The following is a 20,586-nucleotide window of genomic DNA, read 5'->3' as shown; positions in this document are numbered from 1 at the left end:
GCTCAGAATACAGTCTTTATTAACAGAGACACAAGTATGAATGAGCATTACCAGGAATTAATAACGCAATACTTTGACCGCACAATAAGCGACGAAGGATTGAACGAATTGCGTGACTGGATGGATCTGCACCCTGACCATCAACGCGACTTTTGCGAAACGATGAAAGTTTTGGAAGAAAGTCGCCACTGGTTTTCGAGCCCTCCCGATATGGAAGCGGCTTGGTGTAAAATAGAAAATGCTGTTCAGAATAACTCCATCGGGGCAGTGCCTCAACAGAAAACTTTCAAAGTATTCTATTACGCCGCAGCTTCTATCGCTTTCATTCTTACCACACTTGGTTTCTGGTTAAATCCCTTTGAGCAGCAGAGCCAAAATCCCAAAGAATACGTCTATTTCAACAATGGTAAAGGGAAGAGAAGTAAGCTTATTTTACCAGATAGCTCCATTTTACATCTCAATTCGGAAAGTTCGGTACGCTTCCCTAAACATTTTGAAGAGGGGATCAGAGAAGTGGAGCTAAGCGGAGAGGCTTTCTTTGATGTAACACACAAAAAGGAGAAACCTTTTGTGGTTAGCAGCGGCGCCGTTAAAACTACTGTACTCGGAACTAGCTTCAATATTAAAGCCTTCCCTAGCGAACGTAAGGTTGCTGTAACAGTAGCTTCTGGCAAAGTGGGAGTTAGTATAGCCTCGAAAGACGGTCAAAAGTTCCTTCAATATTTGTTGACAGGCCAGCAATTAGACATTAATACCCTTACTGGTGATTATTCCTTCAATACTGTCAATCCGGCCAATGCTTTCGGTTGGAAAAACAGCAAGCTTGTTTTAGAGAACCAATCATTAGATGAAATCGCCATTACTTTAAGTCGGTGGTATAACATTAAGACTGTTCTTGCTGACCCTGAAAATACACATTCAAAATATACCGCCAAGTTCGACAATATGCCGCTACGTGAGGTTATGGACATCCTTGTTCAACTAACGGGCTGCAGCTATACTTTTCAGGCAAACAGATTAATCATTAACAATAAGAACTGCAAATAGGAGGATTATGTACTAGGAAAAACGCTTCTCAATTACGAAAAAGCCGCAAGCTGCTGGTCACAGTTACGGCATTTAATTAGTTTTTAACTCAGTCTTAAAAAATTAAAAACAAGGTAAATATAGAAAAATGTAAGTAGCTCCCTATTATAAAAGCTGCACAACTGTATTACCAAAATCAAAAAGCAATGAAACACTGTATTCGACGGAAAAAGATCCAGCCGAATTTTAAAATGCTACTTGTTTCTGTAGCGTTCGTCATCTCTCAATTTACTACAATGCTGCCGACAGCACAGGCCCAACCTCTCTCAACAAAGAGAATTTATTGGGGCGCAAGCAAGATGACTTTAAAGAATGCCTTTGAAGAAATTGAAAGGCTAACCGGAGCATCAATCAACTATAATAACGCTCAGTTAAACCTGCAAAAGGTTGTGCAGATTGAAAAAAGCGAACGCAGCGTTTCAGAGATCATGAGCATCTTACTAAATGGAAGTGCTCTAACTTACAAACTTGCAGGAGAGAAAAATATCCTGATCGTTCCAAAGGCCCAACCTGCGGGAAAAATCACAGGTAAGGTTACAGATGAGCAAGGAGAATCTCTTCCAGGAGCATCAGTTAAAGTGGTCGAGTTAAATAAAGCTGTGACAGCGGATATCTACGGAAGATATTCAATAGCTGTTCCTGCCGGAACATATACACTGGAGGCGAACTATGTATCATTTGCAAAAGCGACAGTAAGTGGAGTGAAAGTTACGGAAAGAGGAGAAGTAACGCATAACTTCAAATTGAAACAAACATCAAATGCCCTAACCGAGGTGGTTGTAACTGCCCTGGGGATAAAAAGGGATGAAAAATCACTCGGATATTCTGCTACGAAAGTTGATAGTACTCAACTTACTAATGCTGTTTCCACAAATTGGACAGATGGTTTATCCGGTAAAGTAGCAGGCTTGAACCTAGTAAGGAACAGTGGTCCTGCAGGTTCTAATAAGATCATCTTACGTGGTGAAAATAATCTTACTGGCGATAATGAAGCTCTAATTGTAATTGATGGTGTAGTTGCATCTAGTAGTTCGAGAAGAACTGCGGCCACAGGTGGTGGGGTATACGGAACTTCAGGAGATATTATGCCAGCCGATTACGGAAATGCTCTTTCGGATTTAAACCCGGAGGATATAGAAACGGTAACAGTGCTCAAAGGCCCAGCTGCATCTGCATTATATGGGCAAAGGGGAGCTAATGGGGCTGTGGTTATTACTACCAAGTCTGCAACTAAAGGCAGGAATAAAATGGGTATTACCATAACCTCCAATAATTCCTGGGAAAACGTAAATCGTGGTCCAGATCGTCAGCAAGAATTTGGTGCCGGTACCTTTGGTGTACCGTACTTCTCTTATGGCACTACTGCAGACGGACCAAGTACTAATGCAACCAGTTCAACATGGGGCCCCGCCTTTAGTACGGGAGGGATGTTCTACCAGTTCGACCCTATTACCAAAGCAAGAGGAGCTGACAGAACTCCATGGGTTGCTTATGAAGATCCGATTGATGCATATTTTGTTACAGGAACAGAGTCAACAAACTCGGTAAGTTTGGACGGTACTTATAAAAGTATTGGTTTGCGTCTATCAGCAAGTCATGGTGACAATAAATGGATTGCACCAAACACGGGTTTAGAAAGAACCAACGTTTCGTTAAATGCAAATACTGATGCCTCAAAGAAGCTGAGCTTTAATCTAAAAGCTCAATATAGTAACAGACACAGTGATAATTTGCCAGCTACTGGATACGGAAATCAATCTTTAATGTACTGGTTTATGTTTGCTCAACCTAATGTGAATGTTGATTGGTACAGAGACTACTGGGTTCCTGGAAAAGAATTTCAGCAACTAATTAATATCACAACTACAAATCCGGAAAGTCCTTATGCTATTGCAGAGCAGTTCATAAACTCGCAAAAACGCAATGGTGTCCTGGGTAATATTCAGGGCAATTACAGGATTACTAAAGAGCTAAGCCTGATGGGGCGTGCTTCTATAGATTTCAATAAGGATCAACGCGGGACGCAACGACCTTGGGATGCCGCAGGAAATAAGTTCGCCCATGGTTCTTACCGTGTAGGAAACATTCGCTCTTATGAAATTAATGCTGACTTCTTATTCAAGTACACCAAACAGTTCAATAAAGACTTACAATTGACAGCAAACCTTGGAGGAAGTAGGATGCGCAACGTCTATAATGCTCTTGAGAAACGAGCAGATGGTCTGGTTATCCCAAATCTTTATAGTCTTGCAAACAACGAAAGCCCTTTAGTTCTTGTCCCAGACACTGCAAGATTCAGAATTAATAGTTTTTATGGGGCTGCATCATTTGGGTATAAAAATTATCTATTTCTGGACATAACTGGTCGTCAAGATTGGAATAGTACGCTTGCTACTGCAACAAGGACAGATAATGTAGGATTTTTCTATCCATCTGCCAGCCTTGCCTTCATTGCTTCTGATTTCTGGAAACTTCCTCAATATTTCAGCTTTCTAAAATTCAGAGCCTCTTTGGCGCAAGTAGGAAGTGGAAGTACGACTCCCTACCGAACAGCATACAACTATCAGTATGCATCCTCGGGAATCTATCCTGACAGTGCAACAAACAATCCAAGAATACTTCCCAATCCTAATTTAAAGCCGCTGATAACTACTACAACCGAGCTTGGGCTTGACCTAAGGTTATTTAAAAACCGCTTAAATTTCGACGTTGCCGTATATCAAGGGAATACCAAGAATCAAATTTTAAATCGTATTGTAGATAAGTCGACAGGGTATAATGTTCAGGTTGTCAATATTGGCCGCGTAGATAATAAAGGAATCGAGGTAGCCTTAAATGCTACTCCTTTACAAGCCAAGAACTTTAAATGGACAACTTACGCCACCTTTTCAGCGAACAGGAACAAGATAAAAGAGTTAGCAGACAGCTCTCTCGTGCTTCGAACAGGAGCACTGGGAAGCGGGCAGGTTGTAGCAAATGTCGGAGGTAGTATGGGAGACATGTACGGACGAGGATACCTACGATCTCCTGACGGACAAATAGTATATAATTCGAAGACAGGGGTAGCGCTTGAAAATCCAGATCTGCTTTACTTAGGAAATACTATACCTAAATTTAAGATGAGCTTCGGCACGGGCTTTACATACAAGAGAATTAATGTAAATGCTTTATTTGATGCTCAACTAGGAGCTATAGGGCATTCTCTTACATTTTCCAGAATGGCTTCTTTGGGTAAACATACAGTAACCCTTCCGGGCAGATACAATGGAGTTATTGGCGATGGTGTGGTTCAGAATGCTGATGGAACTTACCGTAAGAATGACGTGATTGCTACAGACGTCGCCGCCTACTATGAGTCGATATATGGAAGTGGTCAGGCAGAAGGAAGTGTTTTCAGAACAGATTTTTTGAAGTTCCGCGAGGCTAGTATTGGCTATTCACTTAATAAAAGACTTTTAAATGCTATGGGAATTAATAGGGCTACACTAAGTGTTTATGGTAGAAACCTTTTTATATGGTCTCCATGGCCAGCGTTCGATCCTGAATTTGGAACGTTGGCAGGATCTGATATTCAGCAAGGATTTGAAACTGGTCAATTACCGTCAACACGTAGTATGGGTTTAAGGGTAGTTGTAGGGATTTAACTAAAGAAATAATGAAAAATAATAAAAATAAAGTTATCTATATCCTCTTGGCGATTATATGCCTTTCCTCTTCTTGTACGAAGGGCTTTATTGAAGAAAATACAGACCCTGTAGGGCAAAGAAGCACTCAGGCGAATCAATTGTTGGCTCCAGCACTGGTTAATATTTTAAGTACGAATATGATTCGAAACTGGAATTTTAACAATCAATTGATGCAAGTGACGGTGGAGATTAACGATTCTGAAGGTAGAATATTTCGTTACGATATCAGAAGAAATCAAGCAGATAACACCTGGAATAATTGGTACTTGAATTTGACAGATCTTAAAAATATCTATACAATAGCAAGCCAACCTGAAAGTTCTAATAAGTCATATCAAGCTATATCTCTTATTACACAAACATGGGCCTATTCATTACTAACTGACACGTATGGAGATGTACCATACTTTGAAGCTAACAATGGTAAAGATGGAAATGTCCAACCTGCATTTGATAGGCAACAGGACATTTATGCTGACATGTTTAAAAAGCTCGAAGAGGCGAATAAGCTTTTGCAAGACGGCACTCAAATAGTGGCAACAAGCGACCCTGTCTTTCAGGGAGATCTGGCAAGATGGAGAAGATTTGGAAATTCTCTTTATTTAAGATTATTACTTCGTGCATCAGGAAAATCCGAAGTAGCATCAACAGTAATCGCAAAAATCAAAGAAATTGTAGATACAAACCCTCGCGAATATCCGATAATGGAGAACAATACCCATACTGCGAGGATTCTTTGGAACGGTACCAATAGCAGTACCGCAGTCTTCTCATCTCCTTACATGGTTAATATTCGGCCAGTTGATTTTAGAGGAATGCCTATTGGAGACTTCTTTTTAGGGAAGTTGGTTTCCTGGGATGACCCACGAGTAGATCCAGATTTAGGTACAGCAGGAGTTCCTCGTTTAGGAATAGATAGAGGCCCCGACGGTTGGGTAGGAATACCTAGCGGCTACGAGCCAGGTTTAGGTCTTACCACTCAAGCGCACTTTAATTCTGATTCGGAAAGCAAATTAACACTACAAACTGATAAGAACACCGGCATTATTATGAACTGTGCCGAAGTGAGTTTTATCCTTGCTGAGGCAGCTGCAAAAGGGTGGATTAGTGGTTCTGCTGAGAGCTATTATTATAAAGGGATGGCTGACGCAATTAACTACTGGATGCCAACTTACATTACAAGTTCAACGGATCAGAAGTTTAAGGATTATGTAAACGCATCCTCAAACTTAAAGTGGGACGCAGATCTTCCTCTTGAATCCAGCACAAGCAATAAAAGTAAGATGGAGATGATCCATGTCCAAAAATATTATGCGATGTTCCTGGTTGACTTCCAACAATGGTTTGAATATAGAAGGACAGGCCACCCTATATTACCAAAGGGAACAGGACTAGCAAACGGAGGAAAAATGCCATCAAGACTTTATTACCCTCAAATAATACAGTCAACAAATCCTACAAGTTACAAAAATGCTGTAGCGGCGCAGGGCCCTGATGATATTAACACACTTGTTTGGTGGCAAAGACCTTAAGATTCATTCCTATAATTAAGGACCTATATACAACTAAATTAAAGTTGCAATCAGGTTTTTCAGAACAAAAAATCATAAGAGATTCAATGAAAAAGTTTATAAAAATACACCTACTGATTCTTTGCGCTTTGGTTACTACTTTTGCGTCTTGTGAACGAGATAGTGATTTTGTGGTAGGAACTCCAAGTCCGTATATTTCAAACCTCGATCTAAAAAAGCTCTATCAAGGTAACGATGTAGTGTTGACTAAAGAGGCTCTCCGCGAAGCTAGCTTCTTAACAGGTCAGGTAACGTCGGACCATTCAGGACACAATCTTCCCCCGGGTCTTCTATTTGTTCAAAATTTAAGAAGAGCTGGAAATGGAATTGATTCTTTGAGAGGAATTGCTATTAATATAGGTGAGGCAGCAGCTGGATATGTTCCTGGTGATTCAGTAACTGTTAAAATAGAAGGTGGCGTACTGAAAAGGGTTGATGGAATACTACAAATAACAGGGGTATCTTCTGCAGAGGTGAAGAAAGTAGCATCAAATGTTAGACTCCTTAGAACTCCACTTTCTGCTGCAACTATGTTAGCAAAACCTGATAACTTCGAAGGCTGCTATGGAGTTCTTAACAACTGCAATTTCGAGCCGAATATAGGTATTGAAACAATTGAGGGAGTAAAATCTCTTAATGATGGTTCAGGAAATATTGAGATGCATGTAAATAATTCGGCTGATTTTAAATCAGAAAAATTGCCGTGGACGGCAAAAGTAACGGGACTTGTACTTCCTTCAGCCACAACAAGAGTCCCTCAAATATGGCCTCGTATTAAGAGCGACTTTTTTGCCACAAGTATTATTGTAGATCCTACGGTTCCTCTAGGGCCTCATCCTGCAATTATAACAGGGTATTTCGCTAATCCTACTAGTACAGATGCTAATTACGAGTATATTCAGTTTCTGGCAACCCAGGACCTCGACTTCAGGCAAAAGAATTTTACTGTATATACCACAAATAATGCAGGCGCCTCTACTCCTACTGGATTTCCGCTAGAAGGGTGGAATACGGGAGGATTGAGAACTTACAGATTTGATATCACAAAGGGAACAGTTGCCAAAGGAACTTTCTTCTATGTGGGTGGATTTAAACAAATAGGAGGTATTGGCTCCACCGATATCAGTGGTGCAAACTGGGTAGTTAGTAAACTCTATAACGATGTTCCCGGAGATCAAGGTATCGGCGATAAGACATCTAACCTTTTGGCTAACAGTGGAAACGCTGCTGGTATTGCTATATTTCCAACTTCAAACGTAGGAAAAACAACCCAACCTGCGGATGTAATATTTTTCGCCGGTACAGGTAACGTATTTGGGAATGGCGTAGGATATTCAATTACTAACAACGATCAATATAGTACAATGAGTGGTGAAATAGCGCAGCCATTCTTTTTGCAAGGTACCAATACTAACAGGTTCGGTTCACCAGTTGATAGTGAATTCAGTTACTTAGGTGGTGTATATGATGCGGCGGCTAAAAAATGGACTACAAAGCGGGTTCATAAAACTGTTGCGGTAGCTAGCAAATCACCGTTAACTGTAATTGAAGCAATGTCAGGTGTTACTAAAGTAGTGAATTAACATCCTAGAAACATTTAATTCATTAAACTTCAAGAATATAGCTATCCGGAAAGGAAAGGCCAATCTTTTTTTCGCTTCCCGGATAGCATATCAATCTCTCACTTATGAACTTATTAAGACTTTCGACTGCAATAGTCATTTTCTCAAGTATTAATTTTTCGGCAAAGGCACAAACTCCTGTAGCAGGTTCGAGTCAACCCGCCCAACCCTTTTTGTTTATTACTAACACCATGAATTCAGAGCAACCCAGGCATACTATAAGTTACGCCGGAGGTGTGGGCGCAAGGACGGAAGGACCGTTTGGTTACGATGGAGTTAATCAGCAGGCGGCTTTGAATACCTATCTCGGACATCGCTTTACTTTCATTGCGAATATGGGACTTGGCTTCGCAAACGGAGGCAGAACTCAAACAGCTCAACAAGCAGAGGTGATTCGTAATTTTATAGGTGGAAAAACCGGACGAGGACCTGCCTTGGGTATTGGGCTTGGAATAAGTCGCGACTGGAGTAATGTTAAATCTGCCTTAAGCAGGATCACCCTTGCTTATACCTCTCCTGCCCTTCGCCTTTCTGGAAACATGCTTTTCGAAAAACCTTTTGCATCTAATAGAGACAAGGTTGATTTCACTACAAGCCTTGGTTTTCAGCACAGAATTAAAGGGAACTTTTTTGCAGGAGTAGAAACGATCGGTGAGGATCTTGAAGGCTTCTGGGAAAAAGATGAAGCTGAGGGTGGCGCTAAAATGTTAGTAGGACCATCCCTGAATTACCGCCCATCTGGTTCTCGCCTTTCCTTTTCCGCTTGTGGTGGACCTGTGTTTTATGCTACCAAAAGTACTGCGTTTGGCTCTGGGGCAATGAGAGAGATAGGCAGGTCGGTACAGAATGGTTATTCAGTTAGGGCGGCCCTAAATTTCAGCTTGCGTTAATAGTTTGAAATTTGAATTCAGGTGTTGAATTACATTTTTGAAAGACGAAATGTAAGGACAACATACCGCTATGAACTTGGATTGACGATTAAAAGAAAGCCTTCAAAAGAAACAATGAATTTAACATTAAAAAAAGCAGCAGTAATAATCTGCCTTCCCCTACTATTTCCAATGCTTTCTCAGGCACAACTGCCCACTAATAATCCGAAGGCATCTAAAGTACTATTGCCTAACGGATGGTCCTTGAGTCCTGCCGGGCGTTCCTTGCCACTAGGCGATCTTCCACTGAATACTGCTTTATCTTCCAACAAGAAGCTTCTAGCCGTTACTAACAATGGACAGGGAGATCAGAGCATTCTGCTAATTGACCCCAAATCGGAGAAACGCTTAGACTCTGTGTCCATTAAAAAAGCATGGTATGGATTAAGATTTAATGAGAAAAGTGATAAGCTGTATGTATCGGGCGGAAATGATAATATCATCCTCTCCTACCCTGTTACCTCCGGTAAATTTGGAAAAGCTGATACTATCCGTCTTGGAAAAGCCTGGCCCAATAAGATAAGTCCGGCGGGAATTGATGTAGACACTAAGGCTGCCCGGCTTTACACGGTGACGAAGGAAGACAGTTGCCTGTACGTAGTAGATCTCAACACAAAAAAAAGGATTAAGAAATTAAACCTTGGAACAGAAGCTTATAGCTGTGTTTTGAATCCTGCGAAGAGCGAACTATACATTTCTCTGTGGGGAGATGAAAAACTAGCCATTTACGACACTCGACAAGAAAAAATTGTTACAGAAATTAAAACAGACAATCACCCGAATGAGATATTGGTCTCGAAGAATGGAAGGTTTATTTATGTTGCCAATGCCAGTGATAACTCTGTATCTGTAATTAATGCAGCACAACGGAAAGTAATAGAAACTATCTCTACTACACTTTACCCCACTAAACTTACCGGCTCAACTACCAATGGGCTCGCTCTTTCTGACGATGAGAAAACACTATATATTGCAAATGCAGACAACAATTGTCTTGCAGTTTTTAATGTGTCAGAGCCGGGAAAAAGTCGTTCAATGGGCTTTATACCTACTGGCTGGTACCCTACATCAGTTAAAACACTGGGAAAAAAAATCCTGGTAAGTAACGGTAAAGGTTTTTCATCTCTTCCAAATCCGAAAGGACCTCAACCTGTAAAAAAGTCTGATAACAGTGGGTCGCATAAAGGGATAACCCCAGGCCAGAAAGTGCAGTATATTGCCGCCCTGTTTAAGGGTACGCTTTCTATCATTGATAAGCCTTCTGATTCCCAACTTAAGGCTTACACTCAACAAGTTTTTTCAAATAGCCCCTTCACTAAGGAGAAAGAGGAAAAAGCACAGGTTGAAGCTGGAAACCCTATTCCTTCAGGCCCTAATACGAAATCTCCCATAAAGCATGTTTTTTATATCGTTAAAGAGAACCGTACTTACGATCAGGTGTTTGGTGATATGCCCCAGGGGAACGGTGATTCATCCCTTTGTATATTCCCGGAAAAGGTGACTCCTAACCACCATGCACTTGCCCGTCAGTTTGTTCTGCTTGACAATTTCTATGTAGATGCAGAAGTAAGTGCAGACGGGCATAACTGGAGTATGGCCGCCTATGCTACCGATTATACTGAAAAAACCTGGCCCATCAGCTATGGTGGGCGCGGAGGAACGTACGATTATGAAGGAAGCCGGAAGATCGCTTATCCAAAAGATGGATTTATCTGGGACTATTGTAAACGTGCCGGTATAAGCTACCGCACTTACGGAGAATTTGGAGAGAATGGCAAAGCTAACATCAAAGCATTGGAAGGGCGGGTTTGCCCAGGCTATGAAGGGTTCAACATGGATGTTAAAGATATTGACAGGGCCGAGGTGTTTAAAAAAGATTTTGATTCCTTACTTGCTGTGAATCAAATACCTCAATTCAGCAGTATCAGAATAGGCAATGATCATACAAGTGGACAGAAGAAAGGGAAAATAAGTCCGATTGCTGCTGTAGCAGATAATGACCTTGCGTTGGGTCGTATAGTTGAGCATATTTCTAAAAGTCCTATATGGAAAGAGTCAGCTATTTTCGTATTGGAAGACGATGCACAAAACGGGTCTGACCATATTGATGCCCATCGTTCGCCGGCCTTCGTTATCAGTCCCTACACTAAAATGGGCTCCGTAAATCATACTATGTATTCGACCTCAGGTATTTTACGAACCATGGAGTTGATTCTTGGTTTGCCTCCAATGAGTCAATATGATGCAGCTGCCAAACCTCTTGCAGATTGCTTTACATCGGTACCTGATTTAAAACCTTATACCTCCAAAGCTGCCCGGGTAAATCTTGAAGAAAGGAACGTCGCATCTAATAAAAGTGCTGAACGATCAGAAAAATTCAACTTTGCTAAGGAAGATGCCGCCCCGGACCTGGATTTGAATGAAGTAGTTTGGAAATATGTGAAGGGCGAAAATTCAGTTATGCCAGCTCCCCGGAGAAGTGCCTTTGTATTAATGGAAAACAAGAAGGACGACGACGATTAATCATTACAAAATACACCGAAGAATTAACTATTAAAAATGTCTAACAGAAGAAGCTTTTTAAAAAAAATAGGATTAACTGGTACCCTGCTAGCAGCACCAGGCACATTAATTAAGACCTTTGCCAACCCGGCAAAAGGAGCTATCGATCTCACGAATATTACATTAAAGGGAAAAGTGCACAGCAATGGTAAGGGATTAGAAGGCGTTGCTGTAACAGATGGCACAAACGTTACCCTCACGGGAAAGAATGGCACCTATGAATTAATAAGTAATAGCACAGCCGAATTTGTTTATATAAGTATTCCCTCGGGTTACGAAATTCCTAATATCAAAGGAATTGCAAGTTTTTATAGTCCGATTAAACGTGATAGCAATGTATTTACTGCCGACTTTGCTCTGCAGAAGTTAAAACAGGACGACACCAACCATAATTTTGTTGTTTGGGCAGATCCACAGATAAAGACTAAAGAAGACGCTCGCTTACTTAAAACACAATCTGCTCCAGATCTACGCGACCTTGTAAAATCGTATCCGGCAGGCACTTTATTTCACGGTGTTGGTTGTGGTGACCTGGTTTGGGATGAATTTGACCTTTTTGCTGACTACCGTGAAGCTGTTCACACTGCTGACATTCCATTTTTCAATGTTATTGGTAATCATGATATGGACAATGATGCACGTGCAGACGAAGGCTCATCACACACATTCAAGAAAAACTTCGGTCCGGCTTACTATTCCTTTAACCGAGGCAAGCTTCATTATGTAGTTCTGGATGATGTATTTTTTATGGGATTGGAGAAGCATTATATGGGCTACCTTACAGAAAAACAGTTTCAATGGCTGGAGCAGGATTTGAAAACTGTTGCAGCTGGATCAACGCTCATTGTGAACCTCCATATTCCAACTTTCACTAACCAATGGAAACGTGATAAGAAAACAGAGCCGGATTTAGGAGGTGTGGTAATGAACCGTCAGCGATTGTATGATATGCTGAAGCCATACACTGTTCATTTTATGTCTGGCCATACACATTTTAACGAAGTTTGGAGCAATGGTAACATTACAGAACATAACCACGGAACAGTTTGTGGCGCATGGTGGTCCGGTCCTATTTGCGGAGACGGAACTCCTGCAGGTTATGGCGTGTATGAGGTAAAGGGTAACGAAATAGGTTGGTACTATAAAGCAACAGGGCAACCGAAAGAGCACCAGATCCGGATCTACGCTCCCGGAAGGCAGAAGGACTTTCCACAGGAAGCCTGCATCAATGTATGGAACTACGATAAGAACTGGAAATTGGAATGGTTTGCAGATGGTAAAGCTATGGGACAGCCGGAGCAGCGTACAGCTTATGACCCATGGGCGCACGAACTCTACCTGGGAAATGCAAAGCCAAACATCAGGAAATGGGTTGAGCCTAATTTAACAGATCATATATTTTTCGTTAAACCAGCTTCTTCTGTGAAAGCAATTAAGGTAGTAGCTACTGACCCGTTCGGAAAGGTGTATACGGAAACGTTAAGCTTGACTGCATAAGGAAAAATGCCTCAACTGACATTATTATCGAAGATCCTTACACAAGTTCTTAGGTTATAAATACCCGAATTGAAAAGACGGTATGGTGGAACGTCAAGATCTGTTAATAATTATTATTGTCAGCAGCCTGAAGAAAACTTTTAAATGCAACCTATTATGGAAACCTACGTACACACAGACATATCGCAAAAAAAGATTTTCATAGGTTAGATAAAGGGTGAGGTTTTAAAAGGGAGTGGATTCTGCAACTCCCTTTTTTATCAGATCACTAATCTCCTATCTTTCCCAGAAAAATGGAGGATTAATTCCCAGAGATCGTAAGTAAACATAAGATTGCCCACGGTGATGATTCTCATTGTCTATAAAATATAAAATCATCGAGATAACAGTTCCTTCATATTGTCCAAAAGCCAAAACTGAATCCTGAAAATTATCCTCAGTAATTTGAGGAAAGAAAAGGTTAATCTTTTCTGTTACCTCATCCCATTTAGCAAGAAGTTCTTCCTTTGTCTTAGGCCCATTACCGGTAACATGTCCCCATTCCTCTGCCGATTTCCAATTTCCAGTAGCCAATCCTTCCACCCCTCCTTCTGCCAGATCAATTAATTCGGCAATCAGACCTATAAATGGCCTCATTCCGCCAATTGTATAATCACTTAATTTATCCTCAGGAAAAGCTTCAATTACACGACGGGTGAGTGCTCTATGTCCCTGCCAATGTGTAAGTAATTGCTGAGGAGTAATAACCTGATTTAATTTTTCTGTCATTTGAGTAGTTTCCATGATTTCTAGATTTTGTTCAACAAAGAAAACAGTGATAGATGACAACCCTATGTCAGCAGGATTAACAAGAATTGGAAATAAATAATAAGCGCTTGATATAATAAGTACACTTACTATATTTGCACCTATTAAATGAAAAACTATGTGGTCAAAATCTTACTCAATCTTAACAAATGAAGTTACAAAAGAACAAATGTGGAAGCTGTTTGCAGACGTAAATTCCTGGCATACCTGGGATGAAGGAATAGAATTTGCAAAAATTAATGGAGAGTTTAAGGAGGGTAATTACTTTACATTGAGACCTAAAGGAGGACCAAATGTTAAAGTTGAATTACTTGAAACAACTGAAAACAGATCTTTCCTTGATGTTACAAAATTTCCCTTAGCTAAAATGTACGATAACCACCTTTTCGAAGAAACAGCAGAGGGCTTAAGAATAACAAATACGATAACAGTAACGGGTATTCTGGGCTTCTTATGGCGTAAGATTGTGGCTCAAAATATTGTAGACAATTTCAAGAAAGATATAGAATCTCAAATTAAGGCGGCTTCAAAACTGTGAGCGTTGGACGGCTGTTTGCTTGAAACGAATGCAAACAGAAGTTCTATTCGAATTCATATTGTTTAGTTTCTTTGTATACAGAAAAGATATTTATTAAATCACAAAGCGGAAATGAAATCGGTCGATAATACTTTTAGTGTGGATAAGGCAGAAGAGAGCTCTGGCTTTTTGCTTTGGCAGGTTACTAATTTATGGCAACGGGAGATAAAAAAGGCACTTGATGTGTATGGACTTACGCACTCGCAATTTGTCTTACTAGCTAGCGCCCACTGGCTTACTTTACATCAATCAGAAGTAACACAGGTGGCATTATCCTCTCATTCAAAAATTGACCCGATGACAACCTCCACTGTTTTAAGAACACTGCAGCAGAAAGGATTGATACAACGGCAAGAACACTTAAAAGATACACGGGCTAAAACCGTAGAGTTAACGACCAAAGGAAAAGAACTGGTGAAAAAGGCCGTCGTAACGGTAGAAAGTTTTGACCGGGAGTTCTTCTCACGTCTCGGCAACAAAACAAAAGAATTTAATAGAGACTTACTGACCTTGCTTGGACAAAGCCACTAATACTTTTTGAGTGAAGAGGAACAGGTTAAACAATAACCGTCCTCTTTACTATTTGAGATTTTATAAATTATCTATCGGTTAAACCTAAGCTTGTTTTTTCTTTAACCATGCGCGAACAGGTTCGTCGTATAATTTTAAACTAGCATAAGCAATCAGGATAGCGGAAACGAATGTAGCAACTGCCCTGGGTAAAATTTCAGAAAGGCTTGAATCGCGATGCTCACTTAACCATCCGAAGTAAATATAGATAAGTGGGTAATGAGTGATGTAAAGAGGATAGGATATGTCGCCAAGCCACTTACAAAGCTTTGATTCACGATCGGTATGGAGCTTACCACTTGCCCCAAGGTAAACAATTAGTGGAAAAATCAAAATGATATTCAAGGAATCATAAAGACCATTCATCCAAAGATATTCCTTCCCTCCTACCCGTGGAAACGCCAATACAACAACAAGGAGCACGCTGCAAAGTAAAAAGGCATTTTTTATATGGGTAAGCTTAGAAATTCTGAATAATAACAAGCCTCCAAAAAACGGGAACAACATCCTCGTAAAGCCGACACGCAGCTGTTCAGCGTTAAGTGACCAGCCGCCAACTACATCACCGTTTTTGCTCGTTACTGCGCAGTGGATTAGTAAAGCACCGGTTATAACTACCAGTACAGACAGCGCTTTTTTTGACAACTTTCGTAACCCAAGTGCATAGAAGATATTTGCAAGGTATTCAAAGAAAAGGGACCACCCTGGCCCATTTAAGGGATGCATTTCTTGCCATCCTCTGATATCCATTGAAATGGGTAGAGGGATAAGGGTAAAGCCAATAACCATGGTTAAGATAACTTTCCAGAGAGGAACAGAATGGATCTCAGGAAACATTGGAGAAGCTGAAAAATAAAAACCAATAGCACCTATCATCATTCCAAGTATAACCATAGGTTGAAGTCTGCTAACCCGACGTTTAAAAAAATCTCCTACAGTCATTTTCTCCCAACGGTCATCATAGGCATATCCTATAACAAAACCGGAGAGCAAGAAAAAGAAGTCTACCGCAAGATATCCGTGATTGACGATTTGATCTAAATGACTTGTGGCGTGAGCTTCGAAAATATGAAAAATAACAACTGTAATTGCAGCAACACCTCTAAGTCCATCAAGGATTGGGTAGTGCGGTTTAGTGGCAGGTGAATTTCCGTTCATTTGGTGTGTTTGAGGAGGGGAAATTGCTAAAAAAATTTATTAAATCCTACCTTCCAAATACACAGCTTTCTCTCTATGAAAGTAGAGGGAAAAACTAGGCTGATCTTCGAACTTGTGGCATACCTGAGTAGTCCCTGGAGGTATAATGTATGAAATCTTCCTGATTGCTCTCCTCCCACCTGTTTAAGGTGAGGACGGTTTCTATTGCTACCTGCTCTAAAATCAAATTTTCATTAACGTCCTGCTGATGGTATAAGAAACTGAGGTCGACAATCTGTAAGGGCTTAGCGGATCCATCCGATTGTTCGGTAGTCAGATTGTAGCTTTTAGATCCTTTTACTAAAATATATTTAACATCTAATTCGACAAGCCGCTCAATTACCTCCAAAGATAATTCGTCGGCAGAAGAAACTATGACAGCATCCTTCCCCTCCGCAAAGTCGGCAGTTGCTAGAGTAAGTCGGTTTGTAATTAATGTAATATGATGCCGTCTTACATTAGCTAGTGCCAGAGGCTCCTTCTCATTCGATCTTATACTATATGCTATGGCTCTCATATTCAATCAGGATTTAATACAAAAGTACCAGCTTATCTTTTAACCGGACATGAGTATTGTCAAAGGCTAAAGTGATGATGATCAGATTTTTGAAAAAAAATATCACACAGGTAACAATTTTGTTTCTCTCTGCGTAAAATCCAACACTTCAGAACATTATCTCCGTGAGGTTGACTGATTAGCGTGTGTACTAGGAGAAAATCCTTTTAATACTTATTAGATGTTAAAAAAAGCTTTGTTAGCCAAAGCCCGGGCTTCTTTTTGCCTCAACTTTGGAGTCTTTTTTGGTGTTTTGATCCTTCTTTTAGGGCTTTTCAGCAATGAATCAAAAGGGCAAACACCAGGGTTAATATATAAACCAGCCAGTGGTATTGGTCTTTCAGTACTCGATCCAAATGGTGATGGATATTCTTCTGTTAGCTCTGCTGGATTTACCGCAAAAGATTATGGGACTTCCAGCGAACTCCAAATGGTTTCTATACCACTGGTTATTGCAGAGCCTTCGGCAGATTTAAGTACAGGTGCTAGTGGAGGTCATACAGAAATAGTTAGCTTAGACGGTTCTAATTCCGTTTTTGTGCTGAAAAAAACGGTTAGTGGAGTTGATTATTTTATCGTCCGCTTTCGGATCGGTAAAAACTCGACTGCCTCTAAAGGATATTCTCTTCTGATAGATACTGATAATCTATTTTCGCTAACGGGTGCTAACCCTGGGTTTGAAAAAGAAATCGTATTAGAAACAGGTTTTGGAGTTAAAATATATACTCACAACGTATCAGCGGGAACAATTTCTAACACTAAAACCTACACTATTGATCAATACCATCAACGCTCTATAGCAGCAAGTACAAATGACGGAGATGCAGATTACTTCTATGATTTTTTTGTTCCCTATGCAGATCTTGGGATCACTGGAAGTGTAAGACTTGCTGCCACTACCATTACCAGCGCCCAAAGCGGAATTAGTGGAACTGCTTCAGATATTAATGGCATCAACGATCAAAAATATGGTAGTAATACCAATGCTGCGTATGCAGCAGTTGTGGGCAGTTTTCCTCCAACGGATCTTTCCAACTTAACCCAGGGCGCAAGTTTTGGGCAACTCGTTACTATTGCTCCGGTAATTACAAGCAGTTTAAATACCGCCAGCATTGCTATTCAAGGAACTAGTGTTGAAACAGATGGCACTATAATTACTGTATATAAAAACGGGTCTTCTATTGGAACAACGACAGTAACAAGTAACGCATGGACTTTGTCTGGAGTTTCTGGTCTTGCTGCTGGTAATCTTATTACCGCTAAAGCTAGTGCTACTAACAAAAGTACTTCAGTCAGTTCAAATCAGGTAGAGGTAACTGCTCCACAATTATGTTATACACCGACCCCCGTTATAGGTGCTAAAGTTAATGGCTCTCAAAATTTGCCAGGCACCTGGACTATGCCGGACGGGTCTGCAATTTTGGCAAACACGGTAAGGATAAGAGTGTACCAACAAACACCTGGAACTAACACCTTCACAGAACTAAGCCCAGGTACAGCTACTTATGTCTCTGCCACCTCCACTGGTGCGGGCTCCTTTTCATTTGTTACAGGGCAAGCGCAAAATACATTCAATGACTCCCGGCTTTTTGCAACCGCCGAATACAACGGCTGTGTAAGTGGTATGTCGGCGGCCAGCGGAGCAAGTAATTCAACCTCACTTACACCTGCTCCAACGATTAACACTACTTCTATCCTCGCAAATACCGGTTCTACAACTATCACTGTTCAAAGTAATTATTCGAATTCAACTTTAATATTATATAAAAACGGAATCGAAATAGCTAGAAGCAGTTTAACGTTTACCAATGCTGCCACTACTTCCTTTTCTGCCTCAGGTTTACTTGAAGGAGACAGACTAACAGCAAGGGCGCAAGGTAGTGGACCTAATGATGTTCTTTCGAATGAGTCCAACCTTGTTATAGTTTCAGGAACCTCAGCAACTTCAACTGCTCCGGTTATTACTAATACCTACATTGCAGGATCAGGAAAAACGGTTACGGGAACTTCAGTAGAAATTTCAGGAACAACAATTTACTTATATAAGACAAGCGGAGGTACAACTACTACGATTGGAACAACTACTGTCAATGCCTTTGGCAATTGGTCAGTTCTAGGTTTAACTCTTGCTTCGGGAGACGTTTTAACTGCAAAAGCGGACGCTACCAATAAGGCCTTAAGTGCCGCATCTAATTCGGTGACTGTGCAGGCAAGCGCCCCAACTGCTCCAGTTGTTACCTCTCCTATTTATGCTGGAGCAACTTCAGTAAGTGGAACTGCAGGTAATACGCTTGTGAAACTTTACGTTGACGGAACTCCACTAACAAATACATCGAATGCTGCTACCTGGAGCATCACTACCGCGACCGGCGATATTTACAAAGGCGCTCAGGTTAAAGCCACTAATACCGTTAATGGAATTGAAAGCAATTTCTCTAATATTGTCACGGTCGCGGGTGTAGACCACTTTAAGGTCGAGGCTGCTGCGGGAGGAAATATTGGGACCCAAATAGCTGGTACTCCATTTAAAGTCCTTATCACTGCCCAGGATGCGGCCAACGCAACTTACACGAATTATACGGGTCAGAATACGGTTGCGTCCTCATCCAACATGTCTTCAGGGGCTGGACCAACAAGTTCTTTTACTGCGGGAGTACTGTCGTCTCATAGCGTTACACTCACAAAAGCAGGAACCTATACACTCACTACGCTAAGTACCACCGACCCTTTAACGGTCGGAACTTCAAATTCTTTCGTAATCAGTCCTGCCGTAGTAAGCAGCATGGTAATTAATCAGCAACCATCATCTACTGCTTTTAGTGGTGCTCAATTATCACAACAACCTGTTGTGTATTTATATGATGCTTACGGAAACCTGGCTACCAACAATAGTACAACTCAGGTAACTGTATCGATCGGTTCTGGGACTGGAAGTCTTAGTGGAACATTAACCAAGACGGCGGTTAATGGTATCGTTACCTTTAATGATCTGGCCATTTCCGGATCAGGGGTGCAAACATTAAGCTTTGCATCTTCAGGTCTAAATTCGGTTACTTCAAACACAATAACCGTTTCAGCAACTGCCCCATCGGGTTTAAGCTATACCTCGCCGAACATATATACTGTTGGTGCAGCCATTACTGCCCTTAATCCAACATTAACAGGAAGTGCAACATCATATAGCATTAGTCCCGCACTACCTGCTGGGTTAACCCTCAATACCTCAACGGGGCAAATTACAGGTACGCCTACTGCTACGAAGTCTTTAACAACATATACCGTTACAGCCGGCAATAGCTCGGGCAACACTTCTGCAACTTTGACCATTACCGTTAATCCTGCATTAACTGCAACTATTACATCCAAAACAGATGTAACAGTGAAGGGCGCTACTACCGGGGCTCTTGATATTTCAATAAGTGGTGGAACAAGCCCCTACACCTACAGTTGGAGCAATGGTGCTGCTACAGAAGATTTGAGCGGACTTGCAGCAGGAACTTATACGCTAACAGTTAACGATAAAAATGGAGCGACATCAACAGTTTCAGCAACTATTACGGAGCCTTCTGCTCTGTTAGCGGCTGTAGTAACTTCTAAAACCGATGTTACCGTTAAAGGTGCTTCAACCGGTGCTATTAATATTACTGTGAGCGGTGGTACTTCTCCTTATACTTATGCATGGAGTAATGGTGCTACTACAGAAGATCTTACCGGTCTTGCTGCAGGTACTTACACAGTTACTGTTACTGATAAAAATGGTGTAACTACAACTGCTTCTGCAACTATTACTGAGCCTTCCGCTCTATTAGCCGCTGTAGTAACTTCTAAAACGGATGTCTCTGTTAAAGGTGCTTCAACCGGGGCTATTGATATCTCTGTATCTGGTGGTACTTCTCCTTATTCTTATGCATGGAGTAATGGTGCTA

The 20,586-nt window shown here is 41.0% G+C and carries 13 protein-coding genes; 10 read left to right on the top strand and 3 right to left on the bottom strand.

What is annotated here, in order from left to right:
• Positions 1-36: 36 nt before the first annotated feature.
• From J4N24_RS21955 to J4N24_RS21925, 7 genes are all read left to right on the top strand, one after another.
• The gene (locus J4N24_RS21955) at positions 37-1,047 is read left to right on the top strand and encodes a FecR family protein (RefSeq protein WP_207535903.1); all 1,011 of its coding nucleotides are present in this window, start codon (positions 37-39) and stop codon (positions 1,045-1,047) included.
• 185 nt (positions 1,048-1,232) lie between these two features.
• Positions 1,233-4,730, top strand: coding sequence for a SusC/RagA family TonB-linked outer membrane protein (locus J4N24_RS21950; protein WP_242691770.1), 3,498 nt, complete (start codon positions 1,233-1,235; stop codon positions 4,728-4,730).
• Between the two features lie 11 nt (positions 4,731-4,741).
• The gene (locus J4N24_RS21945; protein ID WP_207535902.1) at positions 4,742-6,304 is read left to right on the top strand and encodes a SusD/RagB family nutrient-binding outer membrane lipoprotein; all 1,563 of its coding nucleotides are present in this window, start codon (positions 4,742-4,744) and stop codon (positions 6,302-6,304) included.
• Between the two features lie 86 nt (positions 6,305-6,390).
• The gene (locus J4N24_RS21940) at positions 6,391-7,926 is read left to right on the top strand and encodes a DUF5689 domain-containing protein (RefSeq protein ID WP_207535901.1); all 1,536 of its coding nucleotides are present in this window, start codon (positions 6,391-6,393) and stop codon (positions 7,924-7,926) included.
• Positions 7,927-8,030: 104 nt separating this feature from the next.
• Positions 8,031-8,855 carry a hypothetical protein gene (locus J4N24_RS21935; RefSeq protein ID WP_207535900.1) on the top strand — a complete coding sequence of 275 codons (825 nt, stop codon included), beginning with the start codon at positions 8,031-8,033 and terminating at the stop codon, positions 8,853-8,855.
• Between the two features lie 114 nt (positions 8,856-8,969).
• Positions 8,970-11,417: a bifunctional YncE family protein/alkaline phosphatase family protein gene (locus J4N24_RS21930; protein WP_207535899.1), complete on the top strand. Its 2,448-nt coding sequence runs from the start codon at positions 8,970-8,972 to the stop codon at positions 11,415-11,417.
• Between the two features lie 36 nt (positions 11,418-11,453).
• The gene (locus tag J4N24_RS21925; protein WP_207535898.1) at positions 11,454-12,953 is read left to right on the top strand and encodes a calcineurin-like phosphoesterase C-terminal domain-containing protein; all 1,500 of its coding nucleotides are present in this window, start codon (positions 11,454-11,456) and stop codon (positions 12,951-12,953) included.
• 276 nt (positions 12,954-13,229) lie between these two features.
• Here J4N24_RS21925 and J4N24_RS21920 read toward each other — a convergent pair whose 3' ends face one another.
• On the bottom strand, positions 13,230-13,736 hold the full coding sequence (locus J4N24_RS21920; RefSeq protein WP_242691769.1) for a DinB family protein: 507 nt from the start codon (positions 13,734-13,736) through the stop codon (positions 13,230-13,232).
• 142 nt (positions 13,737-13,878) lie between these two features.
• Here J4N24_RS21920 and J4N24_RS21915 point away from each other — a divergent pair, with 142 nt between their 5' ends.
• Together J4N24_RS21915 and J4N24_RS21910 are read left to right on the top strand one after the other, a co-directional pair.
• The gene (locus tag J4N24_RS21915) at positions 13,879-14,298 is read left to right on the top strand and encodes an SRPBCC family protein (RefSeq protein ID WP_207535897.1); all 420 of its coding nucleotides are present in this window, start codon (positions 13,879-13,881) and stop codon (positions 14,296-14,298) included.
• Positions 14,299-14,409: 111 nt separating this feature from the next.
• Complete coding sequence (locus tag J4N24_RS21910) at positions 14,410-14,868, top strand: MarR family winged helix-turn-helix transcriptional regulator (RefSeq protein ID WP_207535896.1); 459 nt, start codon at positions 14,410-14,412, stop codon at positions 14,866-14,868.
• Positions 14,869-14,952: 84 nt separating this feature from the next.
• On the opposite strand, the gene J4N24_RS21905 is transcribed toward J4N24_RS21910, so the two are convergent.
• The gene (locus J4N24_RS21905) at positions 14,953-16,065 is read right to left on the bottom strand and encodes an acyltransferase family protein (protein WP_207535895.1); all 1,113 of its coding nucleotides are present in this window, start codon (positions 16,063-16,065) and stop codon (positions 14,953-14,955) included.
• 94 nt (positions 16,066-16,159) lie between these two features.
• A complete protein-coding gene (locus J4N24_RS21900; protein WP_207535894.1) occupies positions 16,160-16,621 on the bottom strand; it encodes a Rossmann-fold NAD(P)-binding domain-containing protein in 462 nt (153 codons plus the stop codon).
• Positions 16,622-16,841: 220 nt separating this feature from the next.
• Between J4N24_RS21900 and J4N24_RS21895 the strand changes: the two genes are divergently transcribed.
• Positions 16,842-20,586 (top strand): beta strand repeat-containing protein (locus J4N24_RS21895; protein WP_207535893.1); only part of this gene is annotated, 3,745 nt, incomplete at its 3' end.

This window comes from Desertivirga arenae, from assembly GCF_017355785.1.
Lineage (GTDB): Bacteria > Bacteroidota > Bacteroidia > Sphingobacteriales > Sphingobacteriaceae > Desertivirga > Desertivirga arenae.
Note: the sequence above shows the minus strand (reverse complement) of the source record. Positions and strands in the feature narration are given on the sequence as shown.